The following is a 19,664-nucleotide window of genomic DNA, read 5'->3' on the forward strand; positions in this document are numbered from 1 at the left end:
TAGCTTAAAGCTAGTGTCTAATTAATCGTAGACTAATTGGATACTAATGCCTTAAAAGCAGCTTAGGCAACAGTTACGTTTGCAGCTTGAGGACCTTTTGGACCTTCTTCAACTTCAAACTGAACTTCTTGACCTTCAGCTAAGGTTTTGTAACCGTCGCTTTTAATTGCACGGAAGTGAACGAATACGTCTTTTCCGTCTGGACGCTCAATGAAACCAAAACCTTTTTGCTCATCGAACCATTTTACGCGACCTGTAGCCATGAGTAATCTCCAAAATATAATAAATAAAATTTACGCCAAAAGCGGGCAAATTATAGGGTGCCGAAAGATGCAGAAATTACTGACGAACAAACAAGTAATGATCCGAAAATCATGCAATTGTATGGGGCATAAATATCCGCTGTAACCTTTACCAGCGAGCAGAAGTGTAACTTATATTGGGGCAATGTAAAGGTGAATGTGTGATCTTCTCGATCTGTTTCGAGTAGTTTATAAGCAATATTACTGGATTATCTCGCCTGGAACCGCGTACTGCTTGGCTGTAGCTCGCTTATTGTGCCAATCTTGTCATTAAAATTTCATTTATGGCACTGATTGTTTACAGTTTTAAGGTTTCATTCTCTGGTGACGTTGCTTGAGGGCGATCCGCCATGATTGATATGGATAGTGATCATTTACGGGCTGGTGTTATTTGGATGTATTTTTTGTTCGAGCTAAGGCGCTTTAGTGAGCTTGTCTGATGATGACTTCTGAGATAGAACAGAGGTGAAGATTTATCCACGAGTCGAACTCCAGTATGCTGACTCATATCCCGTTTGATTGAGAGTATGCCTGTGTTTAAATGGTCCTCCCGTTGGCAAACTAGTGTGGCCACCATCATCGCTTTGATTGCTTTTGCGGGTAATTCAGTCTTATGCCGCTTGGCCTTAGCTGAACAGCAGATGAATGCTGCAGCCTTTACTAGTGTGCGCTTATTTGCTGGCGCATTGATGCTGAGTCTATTGCTGGGCATGCAGTCTAGAAAAAATACTGGGGGGGGGCGCGGAAGTTGGTACTCGGGTGGTTTGTTATTCATTTATGCGAGTTGTTTTTCTTTTGCTTATCTTTACCTCGATACAGGTATTGGTGCCTTAATCCTATTTGCTGCGGTGCAATTGAGCATGCTTGGGATGGCGGTACTCAAAGGTGCGCGTTTGCATTTGGCGGAGTTATTGGGAATTATTTTGGCCTTTAGTGGCTTGGTATGGTTATTGATCCCTTCCAATGAGCGTCTGCAGATTTCGCCATTAGGTTTTAGTTTAATGGCCGTCGCTGGGATTGCATGGGGTTTATATAGCCTTAAAGGCCGAGATTCTGTTCGTCCTCGAGTGGATACCACATTTAATTTTTTGCGTAGCCTGCCTTTTTTGTTACTGCTCATCCCTTACTTGAGCTCAATTAAAATCATCAGTAGCGAAGCGCTATTATTGGCCTTGTTATCCGGTGCGATTGCTTCTGGTTTAGGCTATTGGATTTGGTATATTGCCTTAGCGGGCTTATCGGCAAGCCAAGCCGCAGTCGTGCAGTTACTGGTCCCGATTATTGCCGCGGGTGGTGGTTGGGTATTTGCCAATGAGTCTTTGGATCCAAGCTTTGTACTATCGGCAAGTTTGGTGTTGGGTGGTATTTTACTGACTATTCTCGCGGGGCGGCAACGGTCTCTTTCAATAAGGAAATAAAATGACTCGTTCTCTAAATTTGGTGGTGGGACGTGGCTCGACTTGGTCTATTCGTGCTTATTTGTGTTTGCAACTGATTGAATTTGAGTTCGATCTAAAGGTAATCGCCTTGGGCGAAGTGGGTTACCGAGAGGTTTTGGCGAAGTATTCAGCGAACGGCTTGGTACCAGTGCTGCAATTATCCAATTTAGCTATTCATGATTCGCTGGCCATTGTCGAATACCTGAATGAATGTTCGGCTGGGAAGTTATTCCCAGTCGATCCGAGGCAACGCGCCTATTGTCGTAGCTTGTTAGCCGAGCTGCATTCGGGCTTTAGCCGGATCAGGACTCAGCTTCCCTTTGAGTTTGCTCCGCTGAGCACTCAACCCGATGGTAGTGGTTTGACTGAAGAATTGGCGCGCTTGCAAGCGATTTGGCAACAGTTTGGAGCCGCTTTTGCTTTTGGGGAGCCAGGGGCGGTGGATGCGTTTTATGCGGTTATGGCCCAGCGTTTACACCATTACGGGATTGATTTTGAGGGTGCTGCGGGTGCTTATCAACAGTACTTACTTGGGTGGCGGCTATTTAAAGATGCGCTGGCCGACGCTCAGCGTTGGTAACGGGCGCGGCGGCTTGAGATCTGGCTTAAAATGAGCCAGGTGTACTGTAGCGGTACACTTGGCTTCAGCAGCTTTTAGCAGGGTAAATGGCGAACCCGAAACGAGCGACCTTTCATTTTTCCGTGCTCTAACTTTTTGCGTGCGCGTTTTAAAACTTCCCGCTCTACAGCAACATAGGCGCGGTTATCGAATAGGTTTATTTTGCCCACTTGCGCTCCTGCGATACCATCTTCTCCGGTGAGAGCGCCTAGGATATCCCCTGCTCTAACCTTTTGTTTCTTGCCGCCATCAATTTGTAGGGTGGCCATGGTTGGTGGGGGGGGCGTCTTATTCAACAAAGTCATTGGCGGTAAATCTTCATCGACGATTGGGCGTGCTAAATAGTCTTCTAATAAGGCAACTTTGTAATGCTCATTATCGCTATAAAATGAACAGGCAATCCCTTTACTACCTGCTCGGCCAGTACGGCCTATGCGATGCACATGGATTTCTACGTCACGGGCAATCTGGTAGTTAATTACGGCATCTAAGGCGTCAATATCTAAACCACGGGCCGCGACGTCGGTGGCGACCAAGATGGAAGCACTATGATTGGAAAATTGCACCAGTGTTTGGTCACGATCGCGTTGTTCTAAATCGCCATGTAATGCTAAGGCATTAAAGCCTAACTGTCGTAATTCGTCGGCGACTTCCTGAGTTTCCCGTTTGGTATTACAGAATACTACACTTGATTTAGGGCGATGTTGTAACAACAGTAAACGCAGGGCAAGCATTCTTTGTTGGTTGTCATCGACCTTGAAAAAATGTTGAGATATTGAGCTGTCATCGTGGGTACTGGCGACTTCAATGCGAACCGGCTCACGCATAATGTGTTTCGAAATACTCTCGATTTGTTCTGGAAATGTAGCACTAAATAATAGTGTTTGACGTTCACTAGGTGCCAAATCAATGATCGCGTCGATCGCGGATTGGAAGCCCATTTCTAACATTCGATCGGCTTCATCTAAGATCAAATTTTTGACGTGGTCTAAGCGTAAAGTGCCTTTGCTGAGATGTTCTTCAATACGACCGGGGGTGCCAACGACAATATGTGCCCCATGTTCTAAGGAGCCAATTTGTGGGCCAAAGGGCATGCCTCCACACAGCGTGAGTACCTTAATGTTATGGATACTGCGAGCTAATTTACGAATTTCTTTGGCAACTTGGTCGGCTAACTCTCGAGTTGGACATAGCACCAGCGTTTGAATTCGAAAACGTTTCACTTCCAACGCATTGAGCAAGCCTAAACCAAAGGCAGCAGTTTTTCCCGAGCCAGTTTTCCCTTGAGCAATCACATCTTTGCCGGCCAAGATTGGGGGGAGACTTTGCGCCTGAATTGGCGTCATCGAGCAATAACCCAGGGTTTCCAGATTTGTTAATAAATCGGGGTGCAGGGCAAGGGTAGAAAAATCAGTTTGGCTCACAATGGCGTCCTCTTCGAGGGTGAAAATAAAGTGTCGACCGCAGCAGCAATTGCATCGGGGGCGCGATGATAGCTGAAAACCGCGCACAATTGGGTAAAAAATAGCAATTTTTTGCCCGCTAGTGAGAACCGTTATTGCCAATAATCTTAGTAATCAAGTATATAAGCGAGCAGCAAAGATGCCGACTATTGCTTATTATGCTCAGATTATTGCCGATACAAAGCAAACTTTGCTTAGCCAAGCGGCATTTGTGTTTTTGCCGCTGGGTTTGCTTGACGTGTTAGATCAACAGATCTTGATCGATGGCTTGATAAGCGCTGGCCGAGTTGATTAACGCGTGTGCGGTAAGGCTGGGAACCCCATATACCAGGGTTTCAACGGCATAATCATCCGAGAGCTTATCTAGTAAAATCGCAAAATCGCCGTCTCCAGACAACAGCACCACCATATCTACATGGCGTGCGGCTTCGAGCACATCGATGGTAATACCCACATCCCAATCGCCTTTGGCACTGCCATCGCGGCGCTGAATAAATGGTTTGAGTTTGACCTCAAAACCGATGTGTTTTAGCGCTTCTTGAAACTTTTGTTGTTGGTTATCTCCGCGATCGATGGCATAGGCATAGGCGTTGACGATATCCCCTTGATGTTGCAGTTGTTGCCAAAGCCGACGATAGTTAAATTGCCGACTATAAGCCTCGCGACAAGTGTAATAGATGTTCTGTACATCGGCGAACAGGGCGATTTTTTTCACAAATAATCCAATCAAATAGCAAGCACTCTAGACTAGCGGCTGGTTGAGTCGGATGCAATCGAAAGCCTACTGGCGAGATTGGCATTGAGATCGAGCAGTCGTTTTGTGGGTTGTTCGGTAAGACTTGAATATTAAAGTATTTAGATTGACAAATAGTTTGATTATCAAATATTATTCATTTCAAATAATTTGGAGTTGAAACAAAATGTTGCATCAGTCTGATCCTGCTACTCAACGTCGTTGTCGGGCCTTTGTTAGTCATAGTCCTCAAGGTGAGAGTCGGACGCGTTATGTGTTAGCTCTCACCGTGGTGACCATGTTGTTAGAAATTACCGCTGGAAGCCTATTTGGCTCGATGGCCTTGTTGGCTGATGGTTGGCATATGGGTACCCACGCAGCCGCCTTTATGATTACGCTGTTTGCTTACCGTTATGCGCGTACTCATGCGAATAATCCGGATTTTTCCTTTGGGACCGGTAAGGTGAGTGTATTAGGCGGTTATAGTAGCGCTATCGCCTTAGGGATGGTGGCGTTGTTAATGGCAGTAGAATCGATAGAACGCTTGTTTAACCCGCTTTCGATTCAGTTTAACGAAGCTATTGGTGTGGCACTGCTTGGCTTGTTGGTTAATCTTGCAAGTATGTTGTTATTACAAGAAGGGCATCATCATGGTCACGACCACGACCACGACCGTCAAGGTTCTCATCCGCAGGACCACAATTTAAAAGCCGCTTATATGCACGTTCTGGCGGATGCCCTTACTTCGGTGTTGGCTATTGCTGCGTTATTTATTGGTAAATATCTTGGCTGGACTTGGCTCGATCCGGTGATTGGTGTGGTGGGCGCTTTGGTGATCAGTAAATGGTCTTGGGGTTTGATTAAGCAAACCAGTCCAATTTTACTGGATGCGAATATTGCACAAGTCTATCAGCAAAAAGTTCTTGCTTGTTTGGAGCTAGGAGGGGACAAGGTCAGCGATATTCATATTTGGCGAGTGAGTGCCGATCATTATTGTGCAGCGATTTCAATTATTAGCCCATCGCCACGGCCTTTAAGTGAATACAAGCAGCGCTTAGCCCAATTTGATAAGATCCATCATCTAACTATTGAAGTGAGCCATGGAGCGTGACATGCAATCCCTAACCACCCTTAATCATTTATTGACCGAGTTTTACGACAAGTTTTCTTCTTGGGAATTGTCGGTGGTTAAAGAGAGTGCTTACTCCTTGGCTCAGGTGCATACTATCGAGGTGCTGGGTAATCATGGGGCCATGCGGATGAAAGAATTGGCTGAGAAATTGGCCATTACCACGGGGACGCTGACGGTGCAGGTAGATAAATTAGTAACCGCTGGTTTAATCGAGCGACGCGCACAACAAGATGACCGGCGGGCTATTGTGGTGGCTTTATCCGAACAGGGTTTGCAGGTCCATCAGTATCATAACCAACGCCATCTTGAATTAGTCACGGATTTAACTCGTCATATCGACGCGCCACAGCTAGAAGTCTTAATCGATAGCATGCAAAAAATGAATCGTGAATTTTAAGTCTGGTGAGTGGTTTTGTTTCAATTGAGCGCTTCACCGCTTCACTAAAATCAGGTCGAAATAACAAGGCTCTCTCATATTTGCAAGCCGTTTGTGATGAGTTGAGAGCTAGTTTGCGTATTCATGAACTTTCGCTTGCACTTGCCTTGTCAATCCCCTTAGAGTGCAATTCTTATCTTTCATTATTATTTTCCTATATAAATATCAATAAGGTAGTCGTTGTTGTAACTGCCTTCTTTATGGCTATAAAACTGACTATTTGGAATTTGAGATTATACTTAGTTCTATAACTAAATCGGTTTGTGCTGCGCTAGGCTTGCTTGACATGAAGTTCTGGCGTTTTACTGAGTTATGGCAAAGGCATTCAATGCTGCGCTGGCTTGAAGATATCTAAAATTATTCAGCAGCCTCTCGCGAGGTAAGTTAATGGAGTTACTATGTTGAAAACGTTTTCATTTAAAGGGAAGTTGATTGCTTTGTTTGTTGCGATTATAGCGGTGACTTTGCTTACTTCTTATGTCAGCGTGAATCACTACATCAGCCAATATATTTATCGCTCAGATAGCACTAACATTCGGGTTCATCTTCGCTTAGTACAAGACAAGATAGCTTCAGATATTAACGCCAAGATCCTGCTGGCTAAAAATATTGATGTTGGCCTGGTGAATGTTAAACAAATTCATGAGCAAAGCGGCTTTTATCGGATTGTGAAGCTAATTTCGGAAGACATGGGGGTGTCTAACGAAGAGATGTTGGAAGAAGATGAACAACTGCGCCCGTATGTGGACCAATGGCAAGCGGCCAAAGGGCAAGATATTGCAATCAAGGTGATATTTGAAGAACAGCGTCCTTTGTTGGAAATTATTAGCCCTAAGGATGGTGAGTTTTTCTATCTGGATTTAAGTTATCTGGTAGCCCTGTTGCAGGACTCTTCCATCGACGGTAGCTATATGGAACTGGTTGATGACAATGGCGAGCAATTATACAGCGATAAACCGCAACAACAGAATGCCGATTTAGAAGCCATCCCGATGCCCATCAGCGTGAATGGTAAGCAGTGGCAGTTAACGGGTTTTATTGACCCGGCGTTTATTCAAGCCAATACCAACCGGTTGAACAATGCGATTACCTTGAGTTTGCTATTTGCTTCGTTATTTATTGTGGCCCTGAGTATTTTTGCCTTACGACTAGCTTTTAAACCGATTAATTCCTTACGTCAATTGGTACACGACTTGGCCCAAGGTGATGGCGATTTATCACGGCGTTTACAGGTGGAAAGCCACGATGAATTGGGTCAAATAGCAGAAGACATCAATCATTTCATCATGAAGTTGCAAGCGATGATGTTGGAAGTTGCGGGAGCGGGGCAAAAAATAGCGGGAGAAGTGAGCAAGCTCTCGGAGCGGGTTAACGCGAACCAAGAGTTGTTAAATCAACATACCCAAGAGACGGAACAGGTGGTGACAGCAGTCACTGAAATGAGTTCGACCTCGGAATCGGTGGCGCAAAGTGCTGCAGATACGGCTTCGCTGACTCAGCAAGCGAGTGAAGAGGCACAACGCTCTCGAGAGGTGGTTCAGTTAGCCGTTGAAAGTGTGAATCAATTGGTGACGGAAGTTGATGGGATGTCGGAGTCGGTACAAAAGACCACCGAAGATACTCAAATGATTGGCGAAGTGCTGAAGGTGATAGGAGATATTGCAGCACAAACTAACTTATTAGCATTAAACGCGGCGATAGAAGCAGCCCGAGCAGGAGAGCAAGGACGTGGTTTTGCGGTGGTAGCTGATGAAGTGAGAGCATTGGCGGGTCGAACTCGCGACAGTACCGAACAAATTGATGCGATGTTAGCGACCTTGCGTAGTGGAAATCAAAATATCGTGCATAGCATGGAAGCGACAAAACGCAGTTGTCAAAGTAGTGCCGAGAATACTTCACAGGTGATGGGCTCATTGGATGTGATGGCAAATGCGGTGTTAGAGATTAATGATTTGGCGACTCAAATCGCGACGTCGGTGGAAGAACAAAGCTTGGTGGCAGAGGAGATTAATCGCAATATGATTGCCATTGGTGACGTGGTGCATGTGCTCCGAGAGCGTGGCGACGAAAGCCTCGCAAATACCAATAGCTTATCTGATTTTAACCACTCTTTAGAGGAACAGGTGGGCCAATTTAAGCTCAGTTAATTCTGCGTTTAAGAACGTTTATTTCGCTACATTCGTCGAAAATAGCCTATGACTGGTTCTATTTTCGACGAACTTCCCCTTAGCTATGTTATCTCTTTTCAGAGCATGTCGTTGGTGTCGATTGATTGGCGTGTGCCTGTTTATCAGCCGTTAAATGTCTACCAGCAGCGCGGATGTATGGCATGGGCATCGGCCAAATTTCTCATTTTTGTATATCCCCCCCCATTGACTTACCCATAACGTTTGCCAAATAGTCTCGGAAAGGTCAAGGGTGTTGCACACTGGTATGACCATTAACTATCTGTATTTTATCGTAAAAATTGTAAATCTGCCGATCGACTCAAAGAAATAGATTTTTTTGATATATAGACTAGCAGTTTGCCCTTAAACGCAGGGCCCTTGTATTTATGGAGTAAAAGCTTTGAAAGGTTTTTCATTTAAGGGCAAATTGATAGCATTATTTGTTGCGATTATAGCGGTGACTTTGCTTACCTCTTATGTCAGCGTGAATCACTACATCAGCCAATATATTTATCGCTCAGATAGCACTAACATTCGGGTTCATCTTCGCTTAGTACAAGACAAGATAGCTTCAGATATTAACGCCAAGATCCTGCTGGCTAAAAATATTGATGTTGGCTTGTTGAGTGTAAAAACAGCACCTGAACAAAGCGGTTTTTATCGAGTGCTGAAAATGGTCTCATCACAAATTGGTGCGACTAACGAAGAGATGCTAGAGGGGGATGCACTCAAACAGTATTTCGATAAATGGCAAGCGGCCAAAGGGCAAGATATTGCAATCAAGGTGATATTTGAAGAACAGCGTCCTTTGTTGGAAATTATTAGCCCTAAGGATGGTGAGTTTTTCTATCTGGATTTAAGTTATCTGGTAGCCCTGTTGCAGGACTCTTCCATCGACGGTAGCTATATGGAACTGGTTGATGACAATGGCGAGCAATTATACAGCGATAAACCGCAACAACAGAATGCCGATTTAGAAGCCATCCCGATGCCCATCAGCGTGAATGGTAAGCAGTGGCAGTTAACGGGTTTTATTGACCCGGCGTTTATTCAAGCCAATACCAACCGGTTGAACAATGCGATTACCTTGAGTTTGCTATTTGCTTCGTTATTTATTGTGGCCCTGAGTATTTTTGCCTTACGACTAGCTTTTAAACCGATTAATTCCTTACGTCAATTGGTACACGACTTGGCCCAAGGTGATGGCGATTTATCACGGCGTTTACAGGTGGAAAGCCACGATGAATTGGGTCAAATAGCAGAAGACATCAATCATTTCATCATGAAGTTGCAAGCGATGATGTTGGAAGTTGCGGGAGCGGGGCAAAAAATAGCGGGAGAAGTGAGCAAGCTCTCGGAGCGGGTTAACGCGAACCAAGAGTTGTTAAATCAACATACCCAAGAGACGGAACAGGTGGTGACAGCAGTCACTGAAATGAGTTCGACCTCGGAATCGGTGGCGCAAAGTGCTGCAGATACGGCTTCGCTGACTCAGCAAGCGAGTGAAGAGGCACAACGCTCTCGAGAGGTGGTTCAGTTAGCCGTTGAAAGTGTGAATCAATTGGTGACGGAAGTTGATGGGATGTCGGAGTCGGTACAAAAGACCACCGAAGATACTCAAATGATTGGCGAAGTGCTGAAGGTGATAGGAGATATTGCAGCACAAACTAACTTATTAGCATTAAACGCGGCGATAGAAGCAGCCCGAGCAGGAGAGCAAGGACGTGGTTTTGCGGTGGTAGCTGATGAAGTGAGAGCATTGGCGGGTCGAACTCGCGACAGTACCGAACAAATTGATGCGATGTTAGCGACCTTGCGTAGTGGAAATCAAAATATCGTGCATAGCATGGAAGCGACAAAACGCAGTTGTCAAAGTAGTGCCGAGAATACTTCACAGGTGATGGGCTCATTGGATGTGATGGCAAATGCGGTGTTAGAGATTAATGATTTGGCGACTCAAATCGCGACGTCGGTGGAAGAACAAAGCTTGGTGGCAGAGGAGATTAATCGCAATATGATTGCCATTGGCGACGTGGTTCATTCGCTGCGGGAACGAGGAGAGGAGAGCCTCATCAGTACCAATGGCTTATCGGATTACAACCATGCCCTAGAAGCACAGGTGGGCCAATTTAAGCTCAGTTAAGGTTACATACTAGGAGCGGTGTGCTTGCGCGAAGCATGCTGACGTAGTGGCGTCGAAGTTCAGTGTATCGGTTCGTTATACTGTTTAGGTCGCGCCATTACTACCTCGCGTTTAAACGGACGAGGTTCAATTTTCTATTGCATCATCTTTAGCCGCTGGCGGCTATTGTCAGCGATACCTTTACGCTTCTTTACACTTGTAAGACTGCCTCTTTTAAATGAAATCGTTATACTAAATAACCTGCTGAATTATCAGGCTAAATTTTTTAGCTGTAACTTTGATGTCTGAATAGTATGAAAAAATTTGCGAAACGTTTATCGATGGTTTTAGTGCTGTTTTTGTTCGTAGCAGCAGTTGGATCGCTCTATTACAGCTCTCGCCCTGAAGCCGAACCAGCTTATGTGACTGAAGCTGTACAACGCGGTGATATTGAAAATACCGTATTGGCAAACGGCATGTTGCACCCTGCCAAGCTAGTCAATGTTGGGGCGCAAGAATCCGGGCAAATCAAACACTTAGCTGTTGGGCTTGGCGATGAAGTTACACTGGGCCAATTGATTGCTCAAATTGATAGCCTGAGTCAGCAAAATGCCTTGAAGCAAACGCAAGCGTCATTAGCCAGTATTAACGCGCAGTATCGTGCTAAGCAGGCGCAAATTCATCAGGCCTTACTTGAGTATCAAAGGCAACAACGAATGCAGGCCGATAATGCCAGCTCACGTGCGGATTATGAAGTCGCAGAGGCAAATCTTGCCATCTATCAGGCTGATCTGGAGCAATTAAAAGCCGAGCAGCAACAAGCTGCGATTACCGTGGATAGCGCCAAGGTTGATTTAGGTTATACCACGATTGCTGCACCCATGGCTGGTACGGTGGTATACACCTCAGTAGAAGAGGGGCAAACCGTAAATGCGAATCAAAGCACTCCAACCATCATCGAATTGGCACAACTCGACACCATGATCGTGAAGGCGCAAATTTCGGAAGCGGATGTGATTCATGTGCATCCTGGCCAAGACGTTTATTTCACCATTTTGGGTCAAGCCAAACACCCCTATCGTGCGCAATTACAGGCCATCGAGCCTGGACCTACCTTAATGGATGGTGATGATAGCGATCTGAGTGTCAGTGACAATGAAGCGATTTATTACAATGGTTTATTTGAAGTGGAAAATCCCGGTCATACCTTACGAATTGGCATGACAGCTCAAGTGTCGATTGTGTTGGATAAGGCGCAAGACACCTTACTGGTTCCCGCTCAAGTGCTACAGAGAAAGCCGGGTTCTAAAGGCCGCTATCAAGTGCCGGTGTTGGTGAACCAGCAGCTGGAGTATCGAGATGTGCAAGTGGGCATTAACAATAAGATCCATGCCCAAATACTTAGGGGTTTAAATGAAGGTGAGTTAGTGGTTGTGGGGGCTCCTGGTGAGAGTAACGCCGCAGGTAATCGCCGTCGTTCGCCAATGGGTTTTTAGTCATGAGTGAAGCCTTACTAGAAGTCTCCAACATTTCGCGTTCTTTTAGTGCTGGAGAGCAGCAGCTGACGGTTCTCAAGCAAGTGAGTTTATCGATCCAAAAAGGGGAAATGGTCGCAATTGTGGGAGCCTCGGGCTCGGGGAAATCCACCTTGATGAATATTCTAGGTTGCTTAGATAAGCCGACTCAGGGACGTTATTTAATCCAAGGTCAGGATACTTCAACCATGGATGTAGATCAGTTAGCCGCCCTGCGACGTGAGCACTTTGGGTTTATTTTTCAGCGTTACCACTTACTGAGCGATTTAAGTGCGGTGGCCAACGTTGAAGTGCCGGCGATATATGCGGGTAAGAATAAGGTCGAGCGTAAAGCACGGGCACAGGATTTACTGAGCCGTTTAGGTCTGGCTGACCGTTTCGACCATAAGCCGAGCCAACTCAGCGGTGGCCAACAACAGCGCGTGAGTGTTGCGCGCGCGTTGATGAATGGTGGTGATGTGATTCTTGCGGATGAACCCACTGGCGCACTAGATAGCCAAAGTGGCGAAGAGATGATGGCGCTGTTACGCGAGTTACATCACGATGGTCATACTATTATTTTAGTGACTCATGATATGCACGTGGCACAATTTGCTGATCGTATTATTGAAATCAAGGACGGTGAAATTCTCAGTGATCGCCGCAGTAGCGCTGGTTCGACAGCGACACTGGCTAAAGTGATGTCAACGAACAAGCCCGGGTGGTTTGCTTGGGACCGCTACTTAGAGGCCTTGAAGATGGCCCTGTTAGCGATGTCGAGTCATCGCTTACGCACTTTTTTAACCATGTTAGGTATTATTATTGGGATTGCTTCGGTGGTATCGGTGGTTGCCTTGGGTGCTGGTTCACAACAAGCCATCTTAAAAAATATCGCTTCGATGGGTACCAATACCATTGATATTCGACCGGGTAGCGGTTTTGGCGACCGACGTTCGGGTCGGGTTCGTAGCTTAACCGCAGCCGATGCCGATGCGCTAAAACAGCTATCTTTCGTCGATAGCGTGACGCCTTCTTTAAGTACCAATGTCACCATTCGTTTTGAGAATCAAGCGGTAACAGGTAGCGTGGAAGGTGTGGGACCGGAGTATTTTCGAGTAAAGGGTTATCAACTCGCGCAGGGTCAATTTTGGGATCAAGCCAGTGTCGATTCCTTAGCGCAACAAGCGGTCATCGATAGCAATACCCTTAAGTCGTTGTTTCCTGACCAGTCCCCGCTGGGTCAAGTGGTGTTTCTGGGCAGTTTACCGATCCGCATTATCGGCGTCACTCAGCCCAAAACCAGTGCTTTTGGCAATAGCGATTCGCTAAAAGTATGGTTACCTTATACCACGGTTGCAGGGCGGATGATTGGCCAGCGTTACCTCAATAGCATTACGGTGCGCATCGATCAGTCTGCCCCCAGTAATGCTGCCGAGCAAGGGATTATTAGCTTGCTTAAAATGCGTCACGGTAAGCAAGACTTTTTTACCATTAATACCGATACCATCCGACAAAATATCGAGAAGACCACCGCTACCATGACCCTATTAATTTCTGCTATTGCGGTGATTTCTTTAGTGGTTGGTGGCATTGGTGTGATGAATATTATGTTGGTATCGGTGACCGAACGAACCAAAGAAATTGGCGTGCGGATGGCGGTTGGTGCGCGTCAAAACGATATTTTACGTCAATTCTTGATTGAAGCAGTGTTGGTTTGTTTGTGCGGTGGGGCGATTGGTATCGGCCTAGCATATCTGATTGGGTTTGTTTTTGCGTCTACTGGCGGTAGTTTTCAGATGATATATTCAACCAGCTCGATTGTGGCAGCCTTCGCTTGTTCCACCTTAATAGGTATTTTATTTGGCTTTTTACCCGCCCGGAATGCCGCCAAACTTGATCCCGTTGATGCACTGGCAAGGGAGTAGCATGATGAATTCACAGTTGTATAAGTACAGCACTGTTGGGCTCGCAATGAGCTTATTGACGGCTTGTTCTCATTTCAGTCGCAGTGAGTTTCATCCACCCGAGGTGCTTACGCCGCAAGTTTGGCAAGACGCAGTCGAACCAAGTGAGGCGACAACAAACACGCTTGCTAGCCGTTCGCTTAGTCAAGATCGTTGGTGGGAGAAATTTAATAATCCTGAGTTGGATCGACTCATCGAACAGGTATTGCAGACCAACAACAATTTAAGCTTGGCAACTTTAACCTTGCATAAGGCCCGTTTAGAAGCTGGCTTGAGTGAAGATCAACTCTATCCTCAGTTGTCTTCGAGTTTGTCTGCTGGTCGCAGTAAAGACTTCAATGATGGGGCCAGCAGTGGCTCCTATCAGGCGAATATTTCGGTGGGTTATCAAGTCGATCTGTGGGGTAAGGTTGCGGCAGATATCGATCAGGCGCGTTGGTTAGCCATTGCCAGTGCTGAAGATCGTGAAAGTACCGCACAAAGTTTAGTTGCCACCACCGCTTCACTATATTGGCAACTTGGATATCTCAAGCAGCGTGTTAGTCTCAGTAATGGTAGTATTAAAGACGCGCAGCAAACCTTGCAGTTAACTCAGTCCCAGTACCAATCGGGGGCGGTGACCATTCTCAATGTATTGGAGGCGAAGCGCAGTCTGGCCAGCCTGCAAGCCAATCATAGCCAGTGGTTACAACAGCTTCACGAGGCGCAAAATGCCTTGGCAATCCTTTTTAATCAACCTCCTGCAGAGGACCAACTGCAGATAAAGCAATTACCCGAAGGGCCGATGCCCTTGGTGATCGAAGGCGTTCCCGCTGATATTTTAGTGCGGCGTCCCGATGTGAAGGCCGCGCTGTATCAACTGAAGGCAGCCTTGGCCGGCAAAGACTCAAGCACTGCGAGTTACTTGCCCGCCTTGAGCCTAACGGGATCGCTAGGTAGCTCTTCGAATCAGCTGAAAGAGTTGTTACGTAACCCTATTGGGACGTTGGGAGCAGAGTTAGCGTTACCTTTTTTACAATGGAATCAATTGCAGCTTAATCAGCAGATATCCGAAGTGCAGTATCAGTCGGCAGTGGTCCAATACCGTCAAACTCTCTATCAAGCATTTGAAGATGTTGATAACGCATTATCGGCACGCCAGCAGTATCTATATCAAGGGCAGCGTTTAATTGAGCAATATCAAAGCGCCAAAGAGGCGGAGCGGATCTATCAAAGTCAGTACCGAAATGGTGCCGTTGGGATTAAAGATTGGCTAGATGCGCAAGAACAATTGCGTAACGCCGAGGCTTTGCTACTGGAAAATCGTTACCAACAGTTTGTTACTCAGGCGACCTTGTACTTAGCTTTAGGGGGAAGTGACATTGCCCCACAGTTAGCTGGTAAATCGAGCGATATAAAGTCTTAGTTGTTGAGCCGCAGCTGCTTTACTCGCTGGCGGCTTAACTTATTGCAGTCACAAGTTTGTAGTCTCGAACAAAAATGCGCTACGAGCTCGAGTACTTTACTTAATTAAGCATTCTCGGCAGTGGCGCGGGCATCTTGTACTTGAGTCATTAAATCTTGTGCTTTTTTGATCACTGCGCTGGCTTCTTTAGTGCGACGTTTTTGTAGTAAGTAGTCGGAAAAGCGTAAGTATTTATTTGCCATACGTTGACGAGTCTGTACCAGCAAAGAGAAATCATTAGGAAGCTGTTTCGCCATCGATCGTACTTCTTTAGCCAGCTTATCGAGTGATTTGATTCGGTTCATATTATTGATGCGTTGCTGAAGGTCATCAAATTGGTGTTGATATACCAATTCAGCCGCATGGTAGGGGAAGTCAATCTGTTGATTTTTGGCTTTGGCTTGCTGGTAATCCGCCATTTGCTGAATTGCTGACTTTAAGGCATTTGCTTGGGCAAGGCGTTGCTGCTGTTGTTCGCTATTACCAAAGAAGGCTTCGCCAGCTTCGATCATTGAAGCGAGTTTGATTACATCGAGCTTGTCGCGCGCATTGTCAAATAATTGGGTGAATACCTGCTCTGATTTCTGGTTAGGTTGAAACTGAAAATCTGTTCTAACCTGCATTAAATCGCGGTAGATGGTGTAGATATCATCACCGTCTTCACTATGTTGGTAACGACCTTGCTCTAGATGTGTATTGAGACGTTGGCTGAGTGCTTCCACTGTGCTCATCCATCCCTGATTGATATCTTCGGCGGTTAGGGCAAGAGCGTAAGAGTCTGGATAGATGCGATTTACCTCTTGTAATAGAGACTGAATGGCATAGTAATCAGGATAAGCTATGCCTTTATTATTAAGCAGATTGTCAATTTTTTTTTCATAGTAATTAATTACCAAGCCTTGCTTTTGACGCAATAAGGCTTGTTTAGGGATTGCTTGTTGATCGGTAATTGTTGCTAACAGCGGCAGAAATTGTTGTGGGCTTAGTGCTAATAATTCACGATTGGCTTGTTCGATTTGTTGTCGCGAAGCCAAGTCGAGTTGTGACTGTTGGACCTGTTGGTGTAAGTGCTGATAAGTCACACCTGCGGAGGCAATCAGAGCGAAGGTCAAGCAAACACTTAGGGTTGGGTTTATATAGCTTTTGGTTAAGTCTTTTTCGAGTGTAGCTAAATCAGTTGTTCGTTGCTTAATGTTAAATTTTAGACCTTTTTTTAAACTTGCCCAGCGTAATATGGAGACATGCTTGGGCTTGTCAGGGAATATATTTTCTTTTGCCGCTTGATTGACGGGCTTGCGATTAAATGGGTGCTTACTGGTAAGTAATTCATAGCTGATGCAACTAAAGGCAAACACATCGTCGGCGATGCTGGGGTTTGCGCCTGCCAATAACTCTGGAGACGCATAAGTGGGGGTAAAGCCACTAACTGGAGAGGTTTCTTCTGGCTTGTCAGCCGCATATTGATCTGCATTTAAATTAAGCGCTCGGGATACGCCAAAATCGAAGATCTTAATGGTTCCATCACGTGCCAGCATGATGTTGCCAGGCTTTAGGTCCGCATGAACTACACCGTTGTTATGCGCATAACCTAGGGCCGATAGTAATTGCTTCAGTAAAGCAAGGGCGCTCTTGAAAGGCAGTCCATGAGGACGGTGACTTTTAATTATTTCATCTAGAGTTTGTCCGTCTAGCCATTCCATGATCAAATAATAGTCTTCTTGGTCAACTCCAAAGTCATAAACCCTAATGATATTTGGATGACTCAAACGCTGGGTTTTTCTGGCTTCTCTGATCAGGATCCGAGCTGCGTCGGGCTGGTTATGAAACTCTTTCTGTAGCAGTTTAATCGCAACATAGGGCTGGCTATCACCAGCCGCTTCAAGTAATAAATCTTTCGCTCGATAGACATCACACATCCCACCGTGTCCTACCAGACCTTCAATTTGATAACGTTTTTTGATCACCCGATTGATCATTTTACAGTCATTGCTGTTGGACGTTTCGCTTTCTTGGATTTTTGAGTCTGCTAGGTTATTCGATTGATATATTTGTGTATGACCGACCTTGGTTTCGTCTTTTAATTTTTTGTCAGTATGTTTTTTACTTGAATCATCCATGAAGCCGCCGTATATAATTTAACCAAATTTTTGTTATGGTGATTTATTTAATTTGTCATATAAATGAATTTATTTTTTATTGCCACTAATAACCAATATATTATCAGCGGAGTATGATGCCAATCTTTACTGAGTTTTCCTTATTGGGAGTCCGTCCTCTCAGTTCTTTCAGTCTAAATAATTTAAATTACATTAACAACAATATAATCACTAGTAAAATTCGAGTTAATTTATATTTATAAAAAGTTTTTATTTTTATTGATTAAATTATTCTTTGAGTGTAATAATACGGCCTCTTTTTTGTAATGATATTTTGGTCATTAGTTATCTTGGGTTGATGGGTTCTACTTAAAGTAAAAGAGAATGCTTCTAGGGGACGGAAGATTATGGATTTGTGTTTATCTGTGATGAGTTATCACAGGTTTACCTCTGGCGTGGAAGAAAAAAAACATTTCTTCAGTGATTCAGGGGAATCGGTACTGACGATTGGGCGGGCGAGTCAATGCTCTTGGTGTTTACCTGATCCAGAAAGAGTGATCTCTAGCCGTCATGCTAGGGTCGAGTTCAATCAGGGGGTATTTTGGCTTTACGATACCTCAACTAATGGGGTTTTTGTTAATCGTTCGGTTGAACCCATCGAAAAAGATAAACCTTATCAATTGGTTGATGGTGATATCTTGGCGATTGGTGATTATGAAATAGCGGTCAATTTGTCTGCTTTACCGGAGGACTTGCAAACTCAAAAAGTAATCTCTGCGCCTGTAGCTGCAGAAGATTTTGGCGTTCTTGCTGAGCCGTCATCGCCAGCTCCTAACTCGCTCAGTTTAGATTCCAGTCTAAATGCCAATCTAAGTGATGCTTTTATCTTGCCCTCAGCTCTGACGCAAGATTCGTCATCAAATATTCCAGAGGATTGGAATGCTTTATTTGCTAACGATCCTAGGATTGAAAAATCGTTAAGCCTTGAGCCTGAAGTGACTGAAGAACAGCCTATTAATACAAAAATAGTCCATTCGCAGACACTCAACGCTGGCGTTGCCAAAGCAGAAAAGCTGACGTCAGCTTTTGTTTCGGATATTGATCGGGGTCAGTCTCGTCCATCGGCAACACCACTCTCAGCAAATTCGATTGATGAGCAGACGCATCTTGGTGCTTTTTTAGAAGGGATGGGCATTTCTGCCGATCTTATTTCTCAAGAAAATCCGATCCGTTGGTGGCATCAATTAGGAGGGATAACTAGGGACTCTCTCGATGGGATTATGAACACTTTACATAATCGAGCAGCATTTAAAGAAAATACTCGGATTAACCAGACGACTTTTCGTAAAAATGAAAACAATCCATTGAAATTTTCAACCAATGCTGAAGACGCCCTTCATAACTTACTACAGCGTAAGACCTCAGGGTTTCTCCCTCCTGAACGAGCGGTAAAGGAAGCCTTTATTGATCTCGAGCGACATGAATACGCCTTGCTTTCCGGTGTTGAGGGGGCCGTGGCGAGTGTCATGCAATTGCTTGACCCCAAATCGATAGCGTCGAAGGTCCACAATACGCAGGGCATCGCGAAGTATTATTCGGCAATTGAAAAGCATAAAAGCTGGAATCGTTATTGTTCGGTACACAGTGATTTAGAACATGAATTTAGCCAAAACAACAATGCTTTCTATATGGAAGATTTTGCGAAGGCTTATGAGGCGACTTTAAAGCGCATAGACCAAAAGGGACAACGATGAGCAAAATAGGGAAATTAGTACTTAGTATGCTGTTGAGTATGTCAATGTTGGGCTGCACGGTAGCCAATTATGTAGTCGAACCATATTCAAAACTGCAATTTAGTGTGGCTAAAAATGTTAACCCCGATATTACTGGGCGAGCTTCTCCTGTGGTGGTGAAGGTTTTCGAATTGTCTTCAAGAACCTTGTTTGATAGCCAAGATTTTTTTGCTTTATATGATGATGCAGCCCAAGTTTTAGGCCCAGACTTGATTCATAAGACTGAGTTTGAATTTGAACCTGGCAGTCAGTCTGAATATAAGTTGTCACTTTCCCCTGGGGTACGTTATGCCGGCGTTTTAGTTGCGTATCGAGATATCGACACCGCGAGTTGGCGAGAAGTTGTCACAATCGATCCTACCAATTACAAAACTTTTAATATTCATGTCGGCGAACTCGCCGTATTTGTTGGTAACCCATGATGCAATTGGGGAACAAG

The 19,664-nt window shown here is 45.1% G+C and carries 15 protein-coding genes; 11 read left to right on the plus strand and 4 right to left on the minus strand.

The window, feature by feature from the left end; translation table 11 throughout:
- Positions 1-62: 62 nt before the first annotated feature.
- Complete coding sequence (locus tag ACRRSY_RS00710) at positions 63-263, minus strand: cold-shock protein (RefSeq protein WP_137672498.1); 201 nt, start codon at positions 261-263, stop codon at positions 63-65.
- Between the two features lie 566 nt (positions 264-829).
- On the opposite strand from ACRRSY_RS00710, the gene ACRRSY_RS00715 reads away from it, so the two are divergent.
- Both ACRRSY_RS00715 and ACRRSY_RS00720 read left to right on the plus strand, forming a co-directional pair.
- Positions 830-1,720 (plus strand): DMT family transporter, encoded by an 891-nt coding sequence (locus tag ACRRSY_RS00715; RefSeq protein WP_432464158.1) that lies wholly within the window; start codon positions 830-832, stop codon positions 1,718-1,720.
- A gap of 1 nt (position 1,721) precedes the next feature.
- Positions 1,722-2,321: a glutathione S-transferase N-terminal domain-containing protein gene (locus tag ACRRSY_RS00720; RefSeq protein ID WP_432455126.1), complete on the plus strand. Its 600-nt coding sequence runs from the start codon at positions 1,722-1,724 to the stop codon at positions 2,319-2,321.
- Positions 2,322-2,395: 74 nt separating this feature from the next.
- Here ACRRSY_RS00720 and dbpA read toward each other — a convergent pair whose 3' ends face one another.
- Positions 2,396-3,784, minus strand: a complete 1,389-nt coding sequence (dbpA, locus tag ACRRSY_RS00725; RefSeq protein ID WP_432455125.1) for an ATP-dependent RNA helicase DbpA — start codon at positions 3,782-3,784, stop codon at positions 2,396-2,398.
- Positions 3,785-4,064: 280 nt separating this feature from the next.
- A complete protein-coding gene (locus ACRRSY_RS00730) occupies positions 4,065-4,538 on the minus strand; it encodes an NYN domain-containing protein (protein ID WP_432455124.1) in 474 nt (157 codons plus the stop codon).
- Between the two features lie 205 nt (positions 4,539-4,743).
- On the opposite strand from ACRRSY_RS00730, the gene dmeF reads away from it, so the two are divergent.
- From dmeF to ACRRSY_RS00765, 7 genes are all read left to right on the plus strand, one after another.
- On the plus strand, positions 4,744-5,667 hold the full coding sequence (gene dmeF / locus ACRRSY_RS00735) for a CDF family Co(II)/Ni(II) efflux transporter DmeF (protein WP_432464159.1): 924 nt from the start codon (positions 4,744-4,746) through the stop codon (positions 5,665-5,667).
- Between the two features lies 1 nt (position 5,668).
- On the plus strand, positions 5,669-6,085 hold the full coding sequence (locus ACRRSY_RS00740) for a MarR family winged helix-turn-helix transcriptional regulator (protein WP_432455122.1): 417 nt from the start codon (positions 5,669-5,671) through the stop codon (positions 6,083-6,085).
- A gap of 437 nt (positions 6,086-6,522) precedes the next feature.
- Positions 6,523-8,271: a methyl-accepting chemotaxis protein gene (locus ACRRSY_RS00745; protein WP_432455121.1), complete on the plus strand. Its 1,749-nt coding sequence runs from the start codon at positions 6,523-6,525 to the stop codon at positions 8,269-8,271.
- A 421-nt stretch (positions 8,272-8,692) separates the two neighbouring features.
- Positions 8,693-10,435, plus strand: coding sequence for a methyl-accepting chemotaxis protein (locus ACRRSY_RS00750; protein ID WP_432455120.1), 1,743 nt, complete (start codon positions 8,693-8,695; stop codon positions 10,433-10,435).
- 293 nt (positions 10,436-10,728) lie between these two features.
- Positions 10,729-11,910 (plus strand): efflux RND transporter periplasmic adaptor subunit, encoded by a 1,182-nt coding sequence (locus ACRRSY_RS00755; protein WP_432464160.1) that lies wholly within the window; start codon positions 10,729-10,731, stop codon positions 11,908-11,910.
- Between the two features lie 2 nt (positions 11,911-11,912).
- Entirely contained in the window at positions 11,913-13,853 is a 1,941-nt protein-coding gene (locus tag ACRRSY_RS00760) for a MacB family efflux pump subunit (protein ID WP_432460621.1), read from the plus strand.
- A gap of 1 nt (position 13,854) precedes the next feature.
- On the plus strand, positions 13,855-15,297 hold the full coding sequence (locus ACRRSY_RS00765; protein WP_432464161.1) for an efflux transporter outer membrane subunit: 1,443 nt from the start codon (positions 13,855-13,857) through the stop codon (positions 15,295-15,297).
- A 104-nt stretch (positions 15,298-15,401) separates the two neighbouring features.
- Here ACRRSY_RS00765 and ACRRSY_RS00770 read toward each other — a convergent pair whose 3' ends face one another.
- A complete protein-coding gene (locus ACRRSY_RS00770; protein WP_432464162.1) occupies positions 15,402-17,453 on the minus strand; it encodes a serine/threonine-protein kinase in 2,052 nt (683 codons plus the stop codon).
- A 386-nt stretch (positions 17,454-17,839) separates the two neighbouring features.
- Here ACRRSY_RS00770 and tagH point away from each other — a divergent pair, with 386 nt between their 5' ends.
- Positions 17,840-19,186: a type VI secretion system-associated FHA domain protein TagH gene (gene tagH / locus ACRRSY_RS00775; RefSeq protein WP_432464163.1), complete on the plus strand. Its 1,347-nt coding sequence runs from the start codon at positions 17,840-17,842 to the stop codon at positions 19,184-19,186.
- Positions 19,183-19,647 (plus strand): type VI secretion system lipoprotein TssJ, encoded by a 465-nt coding sequence (gene tssJ, locus ACRRSY_RS00780; RefSeq protein ID WP_432460625.1) that lies wholly within the window; start codon positions 19,183-19,185, stop codon positions 19,645-19,647. Before tagH ends, tssJ begins: the two co-directional genes overlap by 4 nt.
- The last annotated feature ends 17 nt before the right edge of the window (positions 19,648-19,664 follow it).

It is taken from the genome of Agarivorans sp. QJM3NY_33, from assembly GCF_050870865.2.
Lineage (GTDB): Bacteria > Pseudomonadota > Gammaproteobacteria > Enterobacterales > Celerinatantimonadaceae > Agarivorans.

Bases quoted from the DNA above. Each gene is read 5' to 3' on its own strand.
- ACRRSY_RS00710 (WP_137672498.1), bottom strand. From the start codon at position 263: ATGGCTACAGGTCGCGTAAAATGGTTCGATGAGCAAAAAGGTTTTGGT.
- ACRRSY_RS00715 (WP_432464158.1), top strand. From the start codon at position 830: ATGCCTGTGTTTAAATGGTCCTCCCGTTGGCAAACTAGTGTGGCCACC.
- ACRRSY_RS00720 (WP_432455126.1), top strand. From the start codon at position 1,722: ATGACTCGTTCTCTAAATTTGGTGGTGGGACGTGGCTCGACTTGGTCT.
- dmeF (WP_432464159.1), top strand. From the start codon at position 4,744: ATGTTGCATCAGTCTGATCCTGCTACTCAACGTCGTTGTCGGGCCTTT.
- ACRRSY_RS00740 (WP_432455122.1), top strand. From the start codon at position 5,669: ATGCAATCCCTAACCACCCTTAATCATTTATTGACCGAGTTTTACGAC.
- ACRRSY_RS00745 (WP_432455121.1), top strand. From the start codon at position 6,523: ATGTTGAAAACGTTTTCATTTAAAGGGAAGTTGATTGCTTTGTTTGTT.
- ACRRSY_RS00755 (WP_432464160.1), top strand. From the start codon at position 10,729: ATGAAAAAATTTGCGAAACGTTTATCGATGGTTTTAGTGCTGTTTTTG.
- ACRRSY_RS00760 (WP_432460621.1), top strand. From the start codon at position 11,913: ATGAGTGAAGCCTTACTAGAAGTCTCCAACATTTCGCGTTCTTTTAGT.
- ACRRSY_RS00765 (WP_432464161.1), top strand. From the start codon at position 13,855: ATGATGAATTCACAGTTGTATAAGTACAGCACTGTTGGGCTCGCAATG.
- ACRRSY_RS00770 (WP_432464162.1), bottom strand. From the start codon at position 17,453: ATGGATGATTCAAGTAAAAAACATACTGACAAAAAATTAAAAGACGAA.
- tagH (WP_432464163.1), top strand. From the start codon at position 17,840: ATGGATTTGTGTTTATCTGTGATGAGTTATCACAGGTTTACCTCTGGC.
- tssJ (WP_432460625.1), top strand. From the start codon at position 19,183: ATGAGCAAAATAGGGAAATTAGTACTTAGTATGCTGTTGAGTATGTCA.